Consider the following 19,037-nt stretch of genomic DNA (forward strand, 5'->3'; position numbering starts at 1 on the left):
AAAACCGCCCAAAGGCGGTTTTTGCGACATTATGACAGTCATGTCCTATTCACTATGCTTCTTAACCTGCTCAATCCGCTTATCCGTCTTGGGGTGCGTGGACAGTAGCGACCAATGCCCTTGACCGTCGCCATGTTCTTTTTTCATTTTCTCAAAGAAGTTGGCAAGGTGCATGGGCGATATGCCAAGGCGTTTTAGCTCATCGATGGCAAATTTATCTGCTTCTATCTCCGCATCTTGGGAGTATTGGGCGGCGGCGAGCATGGTGGGTAGGGCGAGTATCAAATCAGATGCATCGCCTGTGATGACGATGACCAGCACCCCCACACCAATACTGCTAATCGCCTGCTCTAAGCTATGACGATGTACCAAATGCCCCTGTTCATGGGCAAGCACGGCTAGGATTTCGTTGTTATCCCCACTAAGCTCGATGAGCTCGTCCGTGATGACGATGGTGTTACTCGGTATGGCAAGAGCATTTGCCCCGATGACCCCGCCCCCACGTACCAGTACTTTGGCTTTGGGGTTGCCATCTAGCTTGTCGTACAGAGCGACTATCTCATCTTGGCGAGCCTGTGGCAGTTTGCTTGGCTCGGTCAGCTCCATGACGTGCTCTTCTGCCTTTTGTCCGACTTCCATCAAGACATCAGGGGGCAGGGAGTGGGCGATGTGGTGCGATGCCAATGGCACGCCAAATTTGAGTACGCCTGTCATAAAAATAACAACAGCGACCAAGCTTACCAAAATCCACCCAAAACTGCTCTCCATGATGGAGATTTTTTGAAATAGGCGTTTGTTGTGCAGTTCAAGCCAATCAGGTACACCGCCAATCAGCTCAATCCGCTCACCGCTACCAAAGGCAAGCACCCCTGCCGACCGCCCCACGCTCGGCACAAATTCACAGTCGGCAGTCCGATACACTCGGCCAAAGCCGTCGCCTTCTAGCACAAAGCTATCGGGGCTTGTGCTTGGGCGGATATGGGCGGTATGGGCTTTGCTTGTTTTGCCATCAAAATAGCGTACGATGATTAGGCGTGTACTCATGACAACCTACCATGACACGTCAATGTCAAACACATCGGCAATCTCTTCGCCCAAAGCGGATTCTTCTACCATTTGGGGTGTGATAATCTCATCAAAATTCTCATAACTTACCAAAGACAGCGTCTCGGTCTTATAGCGATGAAGTCGCACTGCCGCCCACGGGGTAAATAGCCCAAGTGTCAAGCCAATCAGCAAGAAGTTGGTAAATTGAATAAAAGCAAATCTAAAAATGCTAAACTCATTTAGCACAAACTCACTCTCGCCAATGGTCAAATTGCCCCACACGACCTTGTGCAGACAGGCTTGGGTGAGCGGTACGATAAGTAGCATCATAAGGTACATGCCAATCACGGCAAGCACTGCAACTCCCACACCAAAATCCGACCCAATCACTGCCCCAAGACCTATCATGACCATACCACCAATAGAGACAAGGATGGCAATCCCAATCGGTATCAACACCGCCTTGTACACATCAAACATACTGGCGTGCCACTCAAATGCCATCTCGCCAAATTGGGTGTTGTTAAACTGATAACTCTTAAACAGTCGCCACGCAAATGGAGCAAGCAGAGCAAAGCCAATCATGATTATCATCATATCAATCACATCAGACACGTCCAAACTTATGCTCAAATACACCGCCCCAGTGATAAGCAGATTGGCAAAAATAACCAAGCCAAACAACACATAAGCGGCAAGCAGACTGCCCACAAAGGCAAAGCGGACGTTTTTGTATTGGCTGTTTCTTGCCCGAAAGCGTAACGTAGAACGCACAAGCCACGGAAACAAAGCTATGATTAAAAGACCGCCCGCCGCTGCCACTATGGGCGAGAATTGTCCCAAGACGCTGATGACAACATACACCCCAAGAGCGATGAGTCGCCCAAGCAAAATCCGCTTGGGGTTAGCGGTAAAGTCAAATGGCTCATCGTTTAGCTCGGTGTTGCCATAAAAATACCGCAGACGGCGAACCTTTGCCCACGGCGAATAAATCCCAAACGTGATAATCGTGAGCAGTAAATTGACAATCCAAATCTTAAAATACTCCGTCCCTGTTCCATAAAAATAAAAGTCGTATTGATACGGCTCATCGGGCAGGACAGGGGGTGTGGGTGTGTCATAATTGGTAGGGGGTAGGGTGTCGTAGGTGTTGAAGGTATTTTGGTCGTCTTTGGGGATTGACATACAATGTCCTTATGCTTGATTTGAGAATGGCTCTTGTTTTTTGTACACAAATTATACCAAAATCAAACCAAAAATACAAAAGTTAAGATTTGATTAATTTTATTGATTTTATGATAAAATAAGACATCTAAACTCAGGCTTAATTTTTATGAAAAAACTTATCCTAGCAAGCAACAACCAAGGCAAACTTGCTGAATTTCAATTCCTATTTGACAAGGCAAATCTAGGCATTAGCATTATCCCCCAAGGCAAGCTCGGCATTGCGGACGCTGATGAGTCAGGACTGTCTTTTGTCGAAAACGCCATCATTAAGGCACGTCATGCCAGTTCTGCAAGCGGACTGCCTGCGTTGGCGGACGATAGCGGACTGTGCGTGCCTGTGCTTGGCAATTTCCCCGGCATTTATTCGGCTCGCTATGCCAGTTTAAATGGCGTGGGCGAAAAAGGCGATGATGGGGCGAATAATCAAACACTACTTGCCAAATTACAGCCCTTTTTTGAAAAAGGCGAAATGGTGGAGGCGTTTTTTGTCTGTGTGTTGGCACTTGTTCGCCATGCCGATGACCCGTTGCCGATGATTGCTCAAGGATTGTGGCGTGGGCAGATTTTAAAAGAGCCTATGGGCGAGCATGGCTTTGGTTATGACCCCTTATTTTGGCTACCAGAGTTTAATAAAACTTCGGCACAACTACAAAAGAGCGAAAAAAATGCAATCAGTCATCGAGGGCAAGCCCTAGATAAGCTCATCGCCCATTTAAAGCAGGGCGAATTTGATAGGTTGTAATTTTGCCAAAAAAAAGCTATACTACCCATCTTTTAGGATTTTTGTGGGCGTTTTTATAAAATGCTTACCCAGATTTTTGAGAATTTCACTAAGTAAGTGATTGAATTTTAACAAATTTTAAGGTAGATTCCCCATGAGTAACTTAGACGTTGCTGTAAATGTCATCTCAGACAAAGAAACCCAACTGACCGTTAAAGTACCTGTTGGTACCATCCAGAGCAAAGTGGAAAGCCGTATTCGTAGCCTTGCCAAAACTGCCAAGATTGATGGCTTTCGTAAAGGTAAAGTGCCTGTGAGCCACATCCGTGCTCAGTATGGTGCTGGCATTCAGCAAGAAGTCATCAATGATGTCATTCGTGACACCGTTTTTGAAGTATTGGCTGACAAAAAAGTGCGTGCCGTGGGCGTGCCTAGCATTGATGATGTTAAGCTAGAAAACGACTTTTTGGTGTACCAAGCGTCTGTTGAGACCATGCCAGAAGTGGAAGTTAAAGGTCTTAGCGAGATTGAAGTGGAGCGTCAAGTTGCCACCGTGTCTGATGAAGATGTGGACATCATGATTGAAAACCTACAAAAACAACGCCAAACCTTTGAAACCAAAGATGGCGAGTTGGCAGACGGTGATGAAGCGACCTTTGATTTTGAAGGCTCAATCGATGGTGAGAAGTTCGAAGGTGGCAGTGCTGAGAACTATCGTCTTATCATCGGTTCAGGTCAGATGATTCCAGGTTTTGAAGATGGCATGAAGGGCATGAAAGCGGGCGAAGAGAAAACCATCAAGGTAACTTTCCCAGAAGATTATCAAGCCGAGAACCTAAAAGGTAAAGAAGCGGACTTTAAAATCACTGTTAAAGAAGTCAAAGAAGCCAAACTACCTGAGCTAAACGATGAATTCTTTGAGCTGTTCGGTGTGAGTGAAGGTGGTCTTGATAAGCTAAAAGCGGATGTTCGTAAAAACATGGAGCGTGAGATTAAGAGTGCCGCTCGCAACCAAGTCAAGCAAGCTACCTTTGACGCGTTGGTTGAGAAAAACGAATTTGACGTGCCAAATGCCATGCTGGCTGGGGAGATTGACCGTCAGCGTAACCTGATGCTACAACGTTTTGCCCAGCAGTTTGGTGCCAACCCAAATACCTTTGACAAAAACATGCTACCTGATGAGCTGTTTGAAGACCAAGCGTTGCGTGCGGTACGTCTGGGTGTGCTCGTGGGTCAAATCATCGACAAGCAAAAGCTAGAAGTTGACCAAGAGCGTGTGACTGCCTTTATCAGCGAGGCTGCCGAAAACTACGAAGACCCTGCCGAGGTCATCGAATACTACACCAACGACAAACAAGAGCGTGCTGGTATCGAAGCGGTCGTACTAGAAGATCAAGTGGTGGAATACATCCTATCACAAGGTAAAGTGACCGACAAAGAAGTCAAATACCAAGACCTATTGGCGGCAGCTCAGCAAGCCCAAATGTAATTTGCCAAAATGACACAAATACCCTAACAAAAAGTGTTGGGGTATTTTTATTTTGTGGTAAAATAGCTTGATTTCATTTGAACTTTTAAGGGCGTGCCTGCCTTTGTATTTGCAATGAAAAATAGGGGAAATCGCCTGTTTTTCAAGGAAAAAGTAAAGTTTGATAGTCGTTCTATCAAACGAGCTTTTATTATGAAAAACAAGATTTAGCCATTTTTCATGCAAAAACAGATAGTTTATTTCTAAAATATTTCTAAATTTTAAATTGTGCTATAAAGGGCAGGCACGCCCAAGACTTAACAGGATATTGTATGAGTGATTTTCGCAAAAACCCTTTTTATGACCAACTCGCCGACACCTTTCACACTGCCCCACAGTCTGCTCTTGTGCCTGTGGTAATTGAGCAGTCAGGTCGTGGCGAGCGTTCGTTTGATATTTTTTCACGTCTTTTGCGTGAGCGTGTGATTTTTTTGACTGGTCAAGTCGAAGACCACATGGCAAATTTGATTGTTGCCCAACTGCTATTTTTGGAAGCGGACAACCCTGAAAAAGACATTCATCTATACATCAACTCCCCCGGTGGCGTGGTAACGGCAGGCATGGCGATGTTTGATACCATGAACTTTATCAAGCCTGACGTTTCTACCATCTGTCTGGGGCAGGCGTGTAGTATGGGGTCGTTCCTGTTGGCGGCGGGTGCCAAGGGTAAGCGTTATGCCCTTGCAAATAGCCGTGTGATGATTCATCAGCCATCGGGCGGGGCTCAGGGTCAGGCGACCGACATTGAGATTAGTGCCAAACAAATCCTAAAAATCCGTGAACGCCTAAATGCCATTCTTGCCGAGCGTACCGGTCAGCCACTTGAAAAAGTCGAGCGAGATGTTGAGCGTGATTATTGGTTAGATGCCTTTGAAGCCAAAGAGTATGGTTTGGTGGATGCCGTGCTTGAAAAACGACCTGTGTAGCAAATGACCGATAACGGCAGGCTTATCCTGCCTAGCAAAGATGTGTAAAAGGAAAACTGATGACTAAGACCAAAGAGCCGTGCTGTGCCTTTTGTGGCAAGAAAAAAGATGAAGTCAAAAAGCTCATTGCCGGCATTGATGAGAATACCAACATCTGTAACGAGTGCGTGGAGCTGTGTGGCGACATGTTGGGCGGTATGGATTTGGACACCAAAAACGAGCAAGGCAAAAAGCCAAGCCATGCCAAAGCCAAAAAAGCCAAAACCGATGATAAAGACTGGGCGAGTGCGGTGCTACCCAAGCCCAAAGAGATTCGTGAACATCTAGATGAATACGTCATCGGTCAAGACACCGCCAAAAAAGCGTTGTCCGTGGCGGTCTATAACCACTACAAACGCCTAAAAGTGCGTGCCGATAACAAAATCTCGCCCGTGGAGCTTGCCAAAAGTAACATCCTGCTCATCGGCCCCACAGGTTCGGGCAAAACCCTACTTGCTCAGACCCTTGCTAAGATGCTAGATGTGCCATTTGCCATGGCGGACGCGACCACGCTCACCGAAGCAGGCTATGTGGGCGAGGACGTGGAGAACATCGTTCAAAAACTGCTCCAATCTGCCGACTATGACGTGGAACGCACCCAGCGTGGGATTATCTACATTGATGAGATTGACAAAATCAGCAAAAAAGGCGAGAACGTCTCTATCACTCGGGACGTCTCGGGCGAGGGCGTTCAGCAGGCTCTGTTAAAACTCATCGAAGGGACGGTTGCCAACATTCCGCCCCAAGGTGGACGTAAGCATCCCAATCAAGAGATGATTCAGGTGGATACCAGTAACATCTTGATGATTGTCGGTGGGGCGTTTGCAGGGCTTGACCGTATCATCCAGCAACGCACGGAGAAGACGGGCATTGGCTTTAATGCCGACGTCAAAGCCCAAGAAGAGACCAAAATCAGCGAATTGTTTAAAGAAGTCGAGCCTGAGGACTTGATTAAGTTTGGTCTTATTCCTGAGCTTATCGGACGTCTGCCTGTGATCGCCACATTAGATGAGCTTGATGAAGAAGCCCTTATCCAAATTCTCACCGAACCCAAAAACGCCTTGACCAAACAGTACGAATACTTATTTGACATGGAAGGGGCGAAGCTGACCTTTGAAGATGAAGCCTTGACGGCAGTCGCCAAGCAGGCGATGAAGCGTAAGACAGGGGCGAGGGGTCTGCGTTCTATCATCGAAAATGCCCTGCTTGACACCATGTACGAACTTCCGAGCATGGAGGGTGCCAAAGAAGTGGTGGTAACTCGTGCGGTGATAGAAGACGGCAAAGAACCTGTGATTAAATAAGGTGCATGAAACAAAAAAGCGGACGATGGTTCGCTTTTTTGTTGAAAATTTATTGGAAAATGACCAACAAGTCAATGTTACAAAATGGTCATGATTTTGCCCAAATGATTGTGATATAGTAAGTACGCACTGCCAGTGATGGACTGTGGGCGAGATGGAGATGACAAATGTGATTTGTTGTTTTGCCTGTATCGGTCGTATCATGAGTGATATTTAACCAAACCCCATTGGGGGACATAACAGGAGTAATCATGATTTATAGTGGAAAATCCATACAAGTCAGCCGACTAGATGGCGACATTGTCAAATTTCATTTTAATAATGAAGCCGAATCGGTCAATAAATTTGACCAAGCCACCAATGCTGAGTTCAAAGAAGCCGTAACCGCCTTGGAGCAGGACACGAGCATCAAGGGCTTGATTGTAACGTCAGGCAAAAAGGTTTTTATCGCAGGGGCGGACATTACCGAGTTTGTCGGTTATTTTAAAAAACCCCAAGAGGAATTGGAAAATTGGCTACTTGACATTAACAGTGTGTTTAACCGTTTTGAAGATTTACCATTTCCTAAGGTGTCGGCTATCAATGGCGCAGCGTTGGGCGGTGGGTGCGAGATGACCCTTGTGTGTGAGTACCGTGTCATGGGGCAATCGGCTCAGATTGGCTTGCCTGAGACCAAACTCGGTATTTTCCCTGGCTTTGGTGGTAGTGTGCGTACGCCACGCATTATCGGCATTGACAACGCCCTAGAACTCATCGCCACAGGCAACCCCCTAAAACCTAACGATGCCCTAAAAGTGGGTTTGGTGGACGCTGTCGTGGCGAACGAGAGTGTGGAGCAGTCGGCTCTGGATTTGGTCAAAAAGTGCATAAATGGCGAGCTTGACTGGCAAGCCAAACGTGCCGAAAAGTTAGAACCTGTTAAACTTAACCAAACCGAGCAGGCAATGGCGTTTAACTCTGCCAAAGGTGTGATTTTTGCCAAAGCCAATCCCAAGCATTATCCTGCCGTTGCCCTTGCCCTAGATGCGATAGAAAACCACGTTAATTTGGGGCGTGATGAAGCGATTAAGATTGAAGCGACTAATTTTGCCAAATCCGCCAAAACCCCACAAGCGGCTGCTCTTGTCGGTGTATTCCTAAACGACCAGCTTGTCAAAAAACGTGCTAAAGACCAATCCAAAACCGCCCATGACATCAATGAAATGGCGGTGCTTGGGGCAGGGATTATGGGCGGTGGTATCGCTTATCAGTCGGCAGTCAAGGGCTTGCCTATCATTATGAAAGACATCAAATCCGAGCAACTTGACCTAGGCATGAATGAAGCGAGCAAGCTCCTTAGCAAAGAAGTAGAACGTGGCAAAATCAATAGTGCCAAAATGGGCGAAACCCTATCCAAAATTCGCCCAACCCTAAACTATGGCGATTTTGCTAGCCCTGACATCGTCATTGAAGCGGTGGTGGAGAACGAAAAAGTCAAAAAAGCGGTGCTTGCCGAGACCGAAAGCCTGATTAAAGACACGGCTATCCTTGCCTCCAACACGTCCACGATTAGCATTACCGAGCTTGCCAAGTCGCTAAAACGCCCAGAAAACTTTGTGGGTATGCACTTTTTTAACCCTGTTCATCGTATGCCCCTTGTGGAGATTATCCGTGGCGAGCAGACAAGCGATGAAGCGGTGGCGACCACGGTTGCCCTTGCTCAAAAAATGGGCAAAACGCCAATTGTGGTGAATGACTGTGCAGGATTTTTGGTGAACCGTGTGCTGTTCCCTTATTTTGGGGCGTTTGATTTACTCATCAAACACGGGGCGGATTTTGTCAAGATTGATAAAGTCATGGAAAAATTCGGCTGGCCTATGGGACCTGCCTATCTGCTTGACGTCGTGGGCATTGATACAGGCGTTCACGCAAGTAGCGTTATGGCGGAGGCATTTCCTAAGCGTATGAAGCCTGATTATAAGAGTGCCACGACTGTCATGTTTGAAAATAACCGTCTAGGTCAAAAAAATGGTGCAGGCTTTTATAACTATGAGCTTGACAAAAAAGGCAAGCCCAAAAAGAGCGTGGATACGACCACTTATGAGCTGTTAAAGGCGGTGCAAGACGGTAATGCCGATTTTGACGAGCAAGAAATCATTGACCGCTTAATGGTGGCGTTTTGTACCGAGACGGTACGTTGCCTAGAAGATAATATCGTGGCAAGTGCAGGCGAGGCAGACATGGCGATGCTCATGGGGCTTGGTTTCCCGCCGTTTCGTGGTGGTCCGTGTCGCTACATTGACCAAGTGGGCGTAAAAGAATTTGTCGCCTTGTGCGATAAATACGCTCATCTGGGCAAGGCGTATGAAGCTCCGCAACTCTTGCGAGACATGGCAGAGCGTGGCGAGAGTTTTTATTGATTTCGGGGCGAAAAATGTACGGTGTGATTTTTAACTTAACCAACAATGACGAAACGCTATTAAAAGAAGTGGACGAATTGTTTACTCAATTTGGCTTTGAAAAAAGCGTGTCGGCGTGTTTTTATGTTAATCAAAATGAGAATTTGGAAACTTTGTCCAAGTTAATGGTAAAACTTAACAGAAACAAAGAATTTGCCAATGTAATCACCGACATTAAAGCCTTTAAAATTTCCCAATGGTCTGACTTTACCCATTTTGTCAAAAAGGAGGCGATATGATAGACCTACCCCCAAATCTACCCCAAGAAGTGCGTGCGGTATTGCCGATAATGGCAAGTTTGGATTTGCAAAAGCGAGCGAGCATTGCCCAGTTTTTATTGGCAAGTGACAGCGACAGTAAGCCCAAAATAAGCCGGCTTGGGGCAGACAGTTTGGGGGTGGCGTATGTCAGCGATGATTTTGATGATGAGTTGGGCGATGAATTTTGGTTTGGCGAGAAGGCGTAATGGCTTATTTAATTGATACCCATATTTATATTTGGGCGGATAATGAGCCTGAGAAATTAAGCCTGATTGCCAAGTCAATTTTGGATAATCCCAATCATACCATTTATTTGAGTATGGTAACTTTGTGGGAATTGCAAATCAAAACATAATTGGGCAAATTACAGCTCAATACGCCTTTAAAACAAGCCATTGATTTTATTAAAGAAAATAATCTTTATAAAATTTTGCCAATTAAAGAGCGTGATATTTTGGGATTGCAACGATTGCCTTTTCATCACAAAGACCCTTTTGACAGATTGCTTATTTCCCAAGCAATGAGCCATCAATTAACTTTTATAACGGTTGATGAAAATATTGTTAAATACGATGTGAAATGTATTTTCTAAACTAAAACTTTTTAAGGAAAAAACCATGACAACCCTATCTCCAACAGACGTAGTGATTATAGACGGCGTACGTACCGCCATGGGCAAATCCAAAAACGGTATGTTCCGCAATGTGCGAGCCGAGACCCTATCGGCAGAGCTGATGAAAGCCTTAATCAAGCGAAATGATTTTGACCCCAATGACATCGAGGACGTAATCTGGGGCTGTGTCAATCAAACCTTGGAGCAAGGCTGGAACATCGCTCGCCACGCAAGCCTATTGGCAGGCATTCCAAAGCACGTCGCAGGACAAACGGTAAACCGCCTATGTGGTTCGTCCATGCAAGCCCTACACACCGCCGCCGCCCAAATCATGACCCATCAAGGCGACATTTTTATCATCGGGGGCGTGGAACATATGGGGCACGTTGCCATGATGCACGGTGTGGACATCAACCCCAGTAGCTCAAAGCACATCGCAAAAGCGTCCAACATGATGGGGCTAACTGCTGAGATGCTTGGGCGTATGAATGACATTACACGAGCCGAGCAGGACGAATTTGCCCTAGGCTCACATGTCAAGGCAACCAAAGCCACCCAAGAAGGACGGTTTGATAAAGAAATCGTGGGCGTGGAAGGGCATGATGAGCAGGGCAATTTGCAACTATGCACGGTGGACGAAGTCATTCGTTTTGATGCTAATTTAGAGAGTCTACAAAAACTCAGACCCGTATTTGACCCTATAAACGGCACGGTAACGGCAGGTTCATCGTCCGCCCTATCAGACGGTGCGTCCGCCATGCTTATCATGTCGGCAGGCAAGGCCAAGGAGCTTGGGCTAGCCCCACGAGCGGTCATCCGCGCCATGGCGGTGGCAGGGTGCGATGCGGCGATTATGGGTTATGGTCCTGTCCCTGCCACGCAAAAGGCGCTAAAACGAGCAGGGCTGTCTATCGGCGACATTCAAACGGTGGAGCTAAACGAAGCATTCGCCGCCCAAGGCTTGTCGGTACTCAAAGGCTTGGGGCTGTATGACAAGCAAGACATTGTCAATCACAATGGCGGGGCGATTGCCCTAGGACACCCCTTAGGCTGTTCGGGGGCAAGAATTACCACCACGCTTTTGAACGTCATGGAGCAACAAGACACCCAAATCGGACTTGCCACCATGTGTATCGGACTAGGGCAGGGGATTGCGACTGTGATTGAGAGGGTGTGATTGATCGCCACAACCGAGCCGATAAAAAACCGAATGGAAAATCGCCATTCGGTTTTGTTTTAGCCAACGATTTGCATGAGCCTTTCAAAGCTATCCACCACGTCATATTTGACCTGACCGCCTTGCTCGTTTAGTGTCTCAAAAAAACGTCTGGCACTGTCAATTTTGTGCTTTTCGTCCGTTCTTAGACTACCCTCTTTATGCGAGCCTTTGGTTTCGGCAACAAAATACACATGGCGTACCGCCCCATGACGAAACGCAATCGCCCAATCAGGATTGTAGCCACCAAAGGGCGTGGGAATTTGAAATTTGTCGGGCAATTTGGCATAAACCGCTACTTCGTCCGCACCGTCTAAGGCTTTGGCGAATTTTTGTTCAATTTCAGAATCAGTAGGCACATAGTCCAAGACGTGCTTGGTTGCCAAAAAACTGTCTTTGTTGATTGGTGTATTTGCCATAAAAATCTCATTGGTCTTGTGGCGTTTGTCCAGCAGATGATAACTAAGATTCTGCACGAGCATGACCGCTTGGGTGTCATTGATAAGCTGACTGACTTTATTGATAAAGCTCTCGGGATTGTATTTGTACTGCAAAAACACCACAGGCGATATGCCTTGCAAAATCTCCACCACTGTTTTGCGAGTTAGATTGGTCTTTTTGGCGACATCGCCCACAAGGTCGTAGCGTAGTGTGGTCGTCATGGCAATATCGGCACGCACTCGTTTGGTGGTGGCATTGTCAAAGGCTTGGCTGCTGTCTAAGTCGGACAAAGACAAAGAATCCTTTTGACTGCTTTGGGCGATGGTATAGCTTAGTTTTGGTACAAACTGATTGCCAAGCGTTCTGTTCTCAGTTTCTATCGCTCGTATGCTTTGGTGGATAAGTTTGTCGCTGTCTAGGCGAATTTGAAATGTGGCTTTTTGGTTGATGGTCTGCCACAACGCCAAAAATTCTTGCTTAGCAAGGTTGGCATTGCTGGGATTTGTGATTTTAGCATCGCTGTTGTCAATCATATTATCCAAAGCGGACGCATCAAGCACGCTGTCAATCAGCCCAAATACCGCCTGTGCCTTGTCCGCCAAATTCTCAGGTAACGCAGGTAATTCCCCTGCACTTTTGGCGTCTTGATAACTTGGCAATAGATAGTCGTTGTCATCAATAAAATCATGCTTTGACAGATACTTATGAATCTGCTTTGCCTCGGTCTCGCTGATGATGTGCTGTTGCCCATGAACCCTTAGCACTTTGCCCTTAAAAAATTCTGGCGTGGCTTGGCTTGTTCTTGATGTCAGGCTTTGGCGAATCTCGCTTTGCAAATTTTTGGCAAAGTCGGTATAGCTTTCGTTGGTTACGACTGTTAAGTTATTGATTTTGTGAACGTCCGATAAACCACCAAAAAAATTGCTGTCCATACGCACGCCGTCTTTATTGACTGCCAAACGCAGTCCACGCCCCACCTCTTGTCGTCTGGATATGGTGTTGTCGGAGTGTTTTAGGGTGCAGATGACAAACACATTGGGATTGTCCCAGCCCTCACGTAAGGCAGAATGGCTAAAAATAAAACGGGTCGGCTCATCAAAGGACAGCAGACGCTCTTTGTCTTTTAAAATCAGCTCATAAGCATCCTTATCATCGGAAGTATATTCCTCTGATTTTTTGATTTGGGGGTCGGTCAGTCGTTTGGACTTTTTGTCCACGCTAAAATAGCCGTTGTGCGTTTGGCTTGTGGCGATACCACGCAAATATTCCTGATAAGGGTCGTTTTGTAAATTCAAATCTAAATACGCCTCTACCGCCTTGTCGTATTCTTGCTCAAAAATCTTGGCATATTCGCCTGCTACTGATTGATTATTTTCATCATACAAGCGGTATTTGGCGACTTCATCAATAAAAAACAGACTTAGCACCTTAATGCCTTGGCGATACAGCAACGCCTCTTTTTCTAAATGAGCCAAAATACACTCACGAATCTGAATGGTACGCAACGTGGTCTCGCCCACATCGCCCACCGCCTGCCCAAGGGCAACCGACACGCCATTGGCAAACTCAATCACGCCAATCCGTGCATCTATCTCCGAGACGATGTAGCCACGGTACTGCTCAGACTCGCCTGATAGCGTGTACAAATCATCGCCCTTACCCACTTTGCGGACGGCTCGCCTAAACCCTGTGGCAGATTTGATTTCAAGTTCAAGCTGGGCGGTGGGGGCGGATGTTGAGATGTTGATACGCTGTAAGTACAAGTAGCCATTGACCCCTGACAGTCCTTTGACTTCTATGCCTTTGACCGTGATTTTTTTGACAAGTCGCCCATTATAAGCATCCAAAGCGTCCAGTCTATGCACAAGGTTGTACTGTTTTTTGTGGGTGGCGGAGTATCGCAGGATAAACAAAGGCTTGAAATTAGCAAGCGATGACAACGTCTTGTCAGCTTGCATTTTTTGCGGTTCGTCTAGGATAAGAATGGGACGGTTTTTGGCGATGACATCAATGGGACGGCGAGAACCAAAGTCATCAAGCTCATCATAAATCCGTCTGTTGTCTTTGCCTGTGGCGTTAAAGGCTTGCACGTTGATGACCATGACGCTTATCTCGTTGGTGGCACTAAACGTATCTAATTGGTGTAAGTTTTTTGAGTCATAAATAAAAAAGCGTATCTTTTTGTGATACTCTTCATAAAAATGCTCTGCCGTCATCTGCAACGTCTTGTACACGCCCTCACGAATGGCAATGCTTGGCACCACGATGATAAATTTGCCCCAACCATAGCGGGCATTTAGCTCAAACATCGTACGAATATAGCAATACGTCTTGCCTGTGCCTGTCTCCATTTCCACATCAAGGTTTATCATCGCCCCTGTCAGATTGGCAGGTTTGCCTTTTTCTTTGTCACTATTGATAAGCTCGTCAGATAGGGGTAGGTTTTGTGTACGCTGAACGGCTTGGATATTGGCGAGAATGTGGCATGAGTCAGCCAAGGGAGCATTGGCAAAGCCCGTCTCGTCTATCTCATCAAAACTGCCTTGGGTTGCCCCAAACAGTTGCCCTTGTCCTACGCCCTGCATACCCACATCACGGCGGTATGACAGCCCCGACTGATATGGCTGTCCGACAAAGCAATCACTCACAGCACTAACCGCCTTGTGCTGATAAGGCAAGGCATTAAAACGGATTTTCATCTTGCTCTCCTAAATAAATCTCACGTCCGTCTGTGCTGACAACTGCCCAAACCGCTCTTTGATGTTGGTTTTGTCTTGGTCGTAGGTGATGGCACGCTCCGATGACACAAAACGCAGTGCAGCGACTTTGGCAACTTCATCAACGATAGTGGTGCTAAGTCCGTCAAAGCACGCCACAAGCGAATTGCCTGCCACAAAATACACGCTCTGTCCGTCTATGGTGCGACAGTCAATCGGTAGCGACAACGGCACGCCAAAATCTAACATGACTTGAAACAACAAATCCTCGTCCGTGCGGTCGTCCTTGATGTGGCTTGTCATCTCAACCAAATCCGCCTGAGTTAGGGCATGGGGCTGGTAATACACGTCTTTCATGTTGGAGCTGTCTATTTTTAGGACACGAAAGCCTGTATCCACATGGGGGTGGTCGGTGCTGATTTTTGCTCCTGCTCGGCGGATACGTTCTTTGCTAATCTCGGCAATGGTGGCAAACCCTGCCTTATGAGCCTCTGATTTGACATCGGTAGGCTCGGGCAGTTGCACCATGATAAATTTGCGATTGCCTCCGTCCTCGGCATTAAGTTGCATAACCGCATGGGCGGTCGTGGCAGATCCTGCAAAAAAGTCTAGGATTAGGGCGTTTTTGTCCTGTGAAGATATTCTTATTAAACGCTCAATCAAATCAACGGGTTTTGGGTAGTCAAATAATTTTTGATTATCAAAAAGAGACTTTACTAATCGTGCACCTGTATCATTTTTTATGTCTTCAAGCCAAGTGGAAAAAAGTTTTAGTCCGCTAGCCTCATCTTTGTAGACTTTTTCATAAGCAATCCACTCATTGCTATCCTTTTTAACAAATTCAACTTTATTGCTATTGATAGCTTCTTGCATTGTTGATTTCCCCCAACGCCAACAACCTTCTTCATTGGCTGTTAACATTGGATATACATCTGACCCATCGGGAGCTGTAATTGCATAAAATAAATTAGGTCTATCTGAACGTTTGCTATTTTCTCCCCATTTTCTTAATAGCTGTGTCTTGTACTCACGCCCTTGCTCATCTACTTTGTTAAAGCCCGAAAGTTCTTGAATATCCTTACCAACTTTAAGATGTCTAACATCTTTGGCAATCATTAGAATAAATTCATGAGTAATTGCCAGATGTGAACTATCCTGCCTGCCTCCACTTCCTTTTCTTAAAATACTAGCAACAAAATTATCCGCCCCAAACACTTCATCACATAAGCGTTTTAAATTTGCCTGTTCATTGTCATCAATACTGATAAAAATCACACCGTCATCTGCCAAAAGATTTCTGGCAAGTTTTAGCCGTGCATACATCATAGACAGCCAGTCGGAGTGAAAGCGTCCATTGCTTTCGGTGTTGATGGTTAGGCGGTTGCCGATGTCGTCATATTGCTCGGATTTGGCAAGGTAGTCCTCGCTGTCGGTGGCAAAGTCGTCATTATAGATAAAGTCGTTGCCGGTGTTATAAGGCGGGTCAATGTATATCATCTTAACCGCCCCAAGGTAGGTGTCTTGGAGCAGTTTTAGGGCGTCTAGGTTGTCGCCCTCTATAAAAAGATTTTGGGTGGTGTCAAACTGCACGCTCTCATCTTTGTATGGTCGTAAGGTCTTGTAAATGGGGCGGTTAGCGGTGAGTATTGCCTCACGTTTGCCCACCCAATCTAGACGGTAGCGTTCTTGACTGCCCTCCACGATGGACGATGACAGCTCTTGGCGAAGTAGCTCAAAGTCAATGGCAGGGGCGGTGTTGCCGTGTTCGTCTGTGTGTTCGGTGAGCACGTTTGGAAACAGCTCGGCGATTTTGGCGATGTTTTGGCAGGTTAGGTCGGGAGAGTGGAGTTTTAGGGTCATGGGAAATCCTTGGGGTTGGTACTTATTACATGTACTTATTACATGTACTTATTACATGTACTTATTACATGTACTTATCATGTTGTGCTAAGAAAAGTTTGCCTTGTTCGGTGGTGAAGTAGGTTTGTTTTTTGCTGTTTGGGCTTTCTGGAAAGCTAAATGCCAAAAACCCACGCTTTACAAGCTCAGAGATGTAGCGATTTCTAATGCCGTCTTTGTTTTTTTGTAAAAAATGTGCAATTTGGGCAGATGATAAGGGCTGTTCTGCACACAAAGACAGTATTTGTTCCTGTGTTTGTTGCTTGACGTTTAGTGGCGTCGGTAGTATGTCTGTTGGATTAACTCCGGCATTGGGCTTGTTAAGTCCGGTGTTGGGGTTGGTGGTTGTGATGATAGAGCCGTCCGTTTTGGCGTTAGGTGTGCCAATCGGGGCATCCAAGGGTGTGTCGGATAAGCTAAATAAGTCGGTAGGGTTGGTGTCTGCTAGCCTATAAACTGTACCTGTCCCTTTACCTGACTTTTGGAGCATGTTTTTTTGTATCAACTGTCTAAGCAGTTTGGTAATGTCTGTGGGGTGTATGCCCAAGAGCTTTTGTAGGCGTGTATTGGTGCTGGTTGTTTCCATTTTTATGGTAGCCAGCACCACTCTTTCATCTTGGTTAAGTGTGTCAAACGTGTGTCCGAACTGTATCATCAAATCGTTAATGATGTTTTGGGGGTATAGACTGGCGATTTTTAATTTGACAAGGGTTTGGTGATTGGGTTCTCGTCTTTCTTCAAAGGTGGGTTTTTGCCAATGTTGTTCCGCCCAACTGTCGTGAATGATTTGAATGCCCGTGCCTGCTTGCTCACAAGCCTTAATAAGGCGGAACATCTGCTGTAATTTTCGGTTGCGACAGTCGCTACTGCCAGTATGTTCTAGGGCATACTGGGCAGAAATACGCATGGTGCCAGGGTTGGAAAAGCAAAACTCATGTTCGTATTTTTCTACCAAAATAGGCATGCGGTCGGCATAATTGGCGTGAATGAGACAGTTGACCAACGCCTCTCGTAGAGCGTTATGTACAGGCGTTTCATCTTGGCGTATGCCGTCTTTTAGGGCAAATGGCACATCTAGCCCTTGCGGTAAACGGTAGGCAACATGGCGATAAAAGTCAAAAAGATTGCCTGACCAGTTGCCGTCTAGGGCTAGGCGATGGCTCCAACGGGGGTTGTCATTCAGATGTTCTCTATAATCCACAAAATAATTGGGGAAAATATCCTGAATGGCAGACAATTGCCCAAACATCAACAGACCTGCTTTGGTAATGCCACCAATCTTTTTTGAGCGGTTGACGCCATAGGCTCCGATTTGTTGCAAAAACTTTTGGGTATCGTAGCTGTTAAAGGATGAGTTGGGGTTTAGATTGGTATAGATTTGGCGATAGTCTTGTACAGAAGTTAAATCCAAATCATCAAGTGTATAATGTTCTAACACTTCATCATCACGATTTTCCAATTGTTTTTCAGCGATGAGCAGATTTACTTTGTCATCATCTAGCCGATAATCGCCCTCATGTTGGCGAATAAAGGTGTTGCCATAAGGATTTTCGGTTAAATGAACAGGTTGTTGGGTGCGTTTGGCTCGGGGGACGGCTACTAGCATGACCGTTTTGTCATCAATTTGCCATTCGTGTATATCACTGTCGCTCAAAAGATTGGTGCTAACTTTCTTTTTGTTGTTTAGATTGTCAAAAAGCTCTTTTTTGACTTTGGCAACATCGACAATGCCTTGTACCTCAAACTGCCCATTTTTTTCTTTGACACCAAGCACAACCACACCGCCATTGGTGTTGGCAAAAGCACTGTAACTTTCCCAAAAAGCACTGGGCAAACCGCCTCTGCCGTCTTTTCCTGTGGCAAGTTTACATTCTATTTCTATGCTTTCTTGTAGTATGTCTAAGTGGTTGCTGTCAATGCTATTGATGATGTCATTGATAAGATAGTGAGTGTTCATTGTGATAAGTTATGATTGGGTGAATTGTGCTATTTTACACCAAATTAAGCTGTCTTTGTATGGCTTGTATCTCACTGTTGATTTGTACTTTGCGATTGAACTGTTTTTCTTTGGCAAGTTTGGCGGTGAGTTTGGTCAGCTGTTTTTGTAGCTGGTGAGTTTGGCGTGCTTTTTGTAGGTTTTGGGGTAAATTACTGGCAAAAGAGCCTGTTGGTGCTGGGCAGGGTAATAGTGTATGAATAAAATAAGCGTACAGCTCATCTAAATTGGGCAATATCGGCAAATCAGCACTTGGTACATTTGCCAAATCTTTTGATGTGTAATAGTCGTCCAAGACAAGTTTGTCTTTGTCGGCAAGATTTTGGCGTTTGTAGGTGGCAGTTTGGTGGATACTGCCATTTGGGTGGTGGCTTTCAAAGATGATGGGGCTTGGTATCAGCCTGTCTATATATGCCAAGATGTCGGTATTTAGAGTGTTTGTGCGTGTGATAAGATGAAAAATCTGAATCTCCGCCACGTCTTTGCCTGCATCGATGTTTAGTGTGGCAGGCGAGAGCTTGTTTGCCCAAATGATTTTTTCTATCTCTTGGGTAAACAGTCGCTGTATGCGAGCATTGGCATTGCCTTGTTCATAAAATCGGCTTTTGGCGATGACTTGCCCGACTTTGGTGGTGATAGGATAGTGGTGGCGAATGTTCATGATA

At 45.9% G+C, this 19,037-nt stretch carries 16 protein-coding genes; 10 read left to right on the forward strand and 6 right to left on the reverse strand.

What is annotated here, in order from left to right; all coding sequences use genetic code 11:
• Positions 1-45: 45 nt before the first annotated feature.
• Positions 46-1,044: a M48 family metallopeptidase gene (locus K941_RS0102540; RefSeq protein WP_029102376.1), complete on the reverse strand. Its 999-nt coding sequence runs from the start codon at positions 1,042-1,044 to the stop codon at positions 46-48.
• A 6-nt stretch (positions 1,045-1,050) separates the two neighbouring features.
• The gene (locus tag K941_RS14505; RefSeq protein WP_051225817.1) at positions 1,051-2,232 is read right to left on the reverse strand and encodes a YjgN family protein; all 1,182 of its coding nucleotides are present in this window, start codon (positions 2,230-2,232) and stop codon (positions 1,051-1,053) included.
• 148 nt (positions 2,233-2,380) lie between these two features.
• Between K941_RS14505 and rdgB the strand changes: the two genes are divergently transcribed.
• The 10 genes from rdgB (at position 2,381) to fadA (ending at position 11,280) form a co-directional block, all read left to right on the forward strand.
• The gene (gene rdgB / locus K941_RS0102550; RefSeq protein WP_029102377.1) at positions 2,381-3,016 is read left to right on the forward strand and encodes an RdgB/HAM1 family non-canonical purine NTP pyrophosphatase; all 636 of its coding nucleotides are present in this window, start codon (positions 2,381-2,383) and stop codon (positions 3,014-3,016) included.
• A gap of 133 nt (positions 3,017-3,149) precedes the next feature.
• On the forward strand, positions 3,150-4,484 hold the full coding sequence (tig, locus tag K941_RS0102555) for a trigger factor (RefSeq protein WP_029102378.1): 1,335 nt from the start codon (positions 3,150-3,152) through the stop codon (positions 4,482-4,484).
• Between the two features lie 311 nt (positions 4,485-4,795).
• Positions 4,796-5,449 (forward strand): ATP-dependent Clp endopeptidase proteolytic subunit ClpP, encoded by a 654-nt coding sequence (gene clpP, locus K941_RS0102560; protein ID WP_029102379.1) that lies wholly within the window; start codon positions 4,796-4,798, stop codon positions 5,447-5,449.
• Between the two features lie 59 nt (positions 5,450-5,508).
• Complete coding sequence (gene clpX / locus K941_RS0102565; protein WP_029102380.1) at positions 5,509-6,792, forward strand: ATP-dependent protease ATP-binding subunit ClpX; 1,284 nt, start codon at positions 5,509-5,511, stop codon at positions 6,790-6,792.
• A 251-nt stretch (positions 6,793-7,043) separates the two neighbouring features.
• Entirely contained in the window at positions 7,044-9,191 is a 2,148-nt protein-coding gene (gene fadB / locus K941_RS0102570) for a fatty acid oxidation complex subunit alpha FadB (protein ID WP_029102381.1), read from the forward strand.
• A gap of 14 nt (positions 9,192-9,205) precedes the next feature.
• Entirely contained in the window at positions 9,206-9,469 is a 264-nt protein-coding gene (locus tag K941_RS14510; RefSeq protein WP_051225818.1) for a hypothetical protein, read from the forward strand.
• Complete coding sequence (locus K941_RS0102580; protein WP_029102382.1) at positions 9,466-9,696, forward strand: hypothetical protein; 231 nt, start codon at positions 9,466-9,468, stop codon at positions 9,694-9,696. Before K941_RS14510 ends, K941_RS0102580 begins: the two co-directional genes overlap by 4 nt.
• Positions 9,696-9,845, forward strand: a complete 150-nt coding sequence (locus K941_RS17020; RefSeq protein ID WP_147287544.1) for a type II toxin-antitoxin system VapC family toxin — start codon at positions 9,696-9,698, stop codon at positions 9,843-9,845. The genes K941_RS0102580 and K941_RS17020 overlap by 1 nt, the downstream gene beginning before the upstream one ends.
• On the forward strand, positions 9,846-10,082 hold the full coding sequence (locus tag K941_RS16315) for a type II toxin-antitoxin system VapC family toxin (RefSeq protein WP_051225819.1): 237 nt from the start codon (positions 9,846-9,848) through the stop codon (positions 10,080-10,082).
• A 25-nt stretch (positions 10,083-10,107) separates the two neighbouring features.
• A complete protein-coding gene (fadA, locus tag K941_RS0102590; protein WP_029102383.1) occupies positions 10,108-11,280 on the forward strand; it encodes an acetyl-CoA C-acyltransferase FadA in 1,173 nt (390 codons plus the stop codon).
• 59 nt (positions 11,281-11,339) lie between these two features.
• Here fadA and K941_RS0102595 read toward each other — a convergent pair whose 3' ends face one another.
• The 4 genes from K941_RS0102595 to K941_RS0102610 all read right to left on the reverse strand — a co-directional run bounded on the left by K941_RS0102595 (position 11,340) and on the right by K941_RS0102610 (position 19,033).
• Positions 11,340-14,459 carry a type III restriction-modification system endonuclease gene (locus K941_RS0102595; protein WP_029102384.1) on the reverse strand — a complete coding sequence of 1,040 codons (3,120 nt, stop codon included), beginning with the start codon at positions 14,457-14,459 and terminating at the stop codon, positions 11,340-11,342.
• Positions 14,460-14,468: 9 nt separating this feature from the next.
• Entirely contained in the window at positions 14,469-16,337 is a 1,869-nt protein-coding gene (locus K941_RS0102600) for a site-specific DNA-methyltransferase (RefSeq protein ID WP_029102385.1), read from the reverse strand.
• A gap of 64 nt (positions 16,338-16,401) precedes the next feature.
• The gene (locus K941_RS14520) at positions 16,402-18,333 is read right to left on the reverse strand and encodes an RNA-binding domain-containing protein (protein ID WP_051225820.1); all 1,932 of its coding nucleotides are present in this window, start codon (positions 18,331-18,333) and stop codon (positions 16,402-16,404) included.
• A 34-nt stretch (positions 18,334-18,367) separates the two neighbouring features.
• Positions 18,368-19,033 (reverse strand): DUF4391 domain-containing protein, encoded by a 666-nt coding sequence (locus K941_RS0102610; RefSeq protein ID WP_029102386.1) that lies wholly within the window; start codon positions 19,031-19,033, stop codon positions 18,368-18,370.
• Between the last annotated feature and the right edge of the window lie 4 nt (positions 19,034-19,037).

The organism is Moraxella caprae DSM 19149, assembly GCF_000426885.1.
Taxonomy (GTDB): domain Bacteria; phylum Pseudomonadota; class Gammaproteobacteria; order Pseudomonadales; family Moraxellaceae; genus Moraxella; species Moraxella caprae.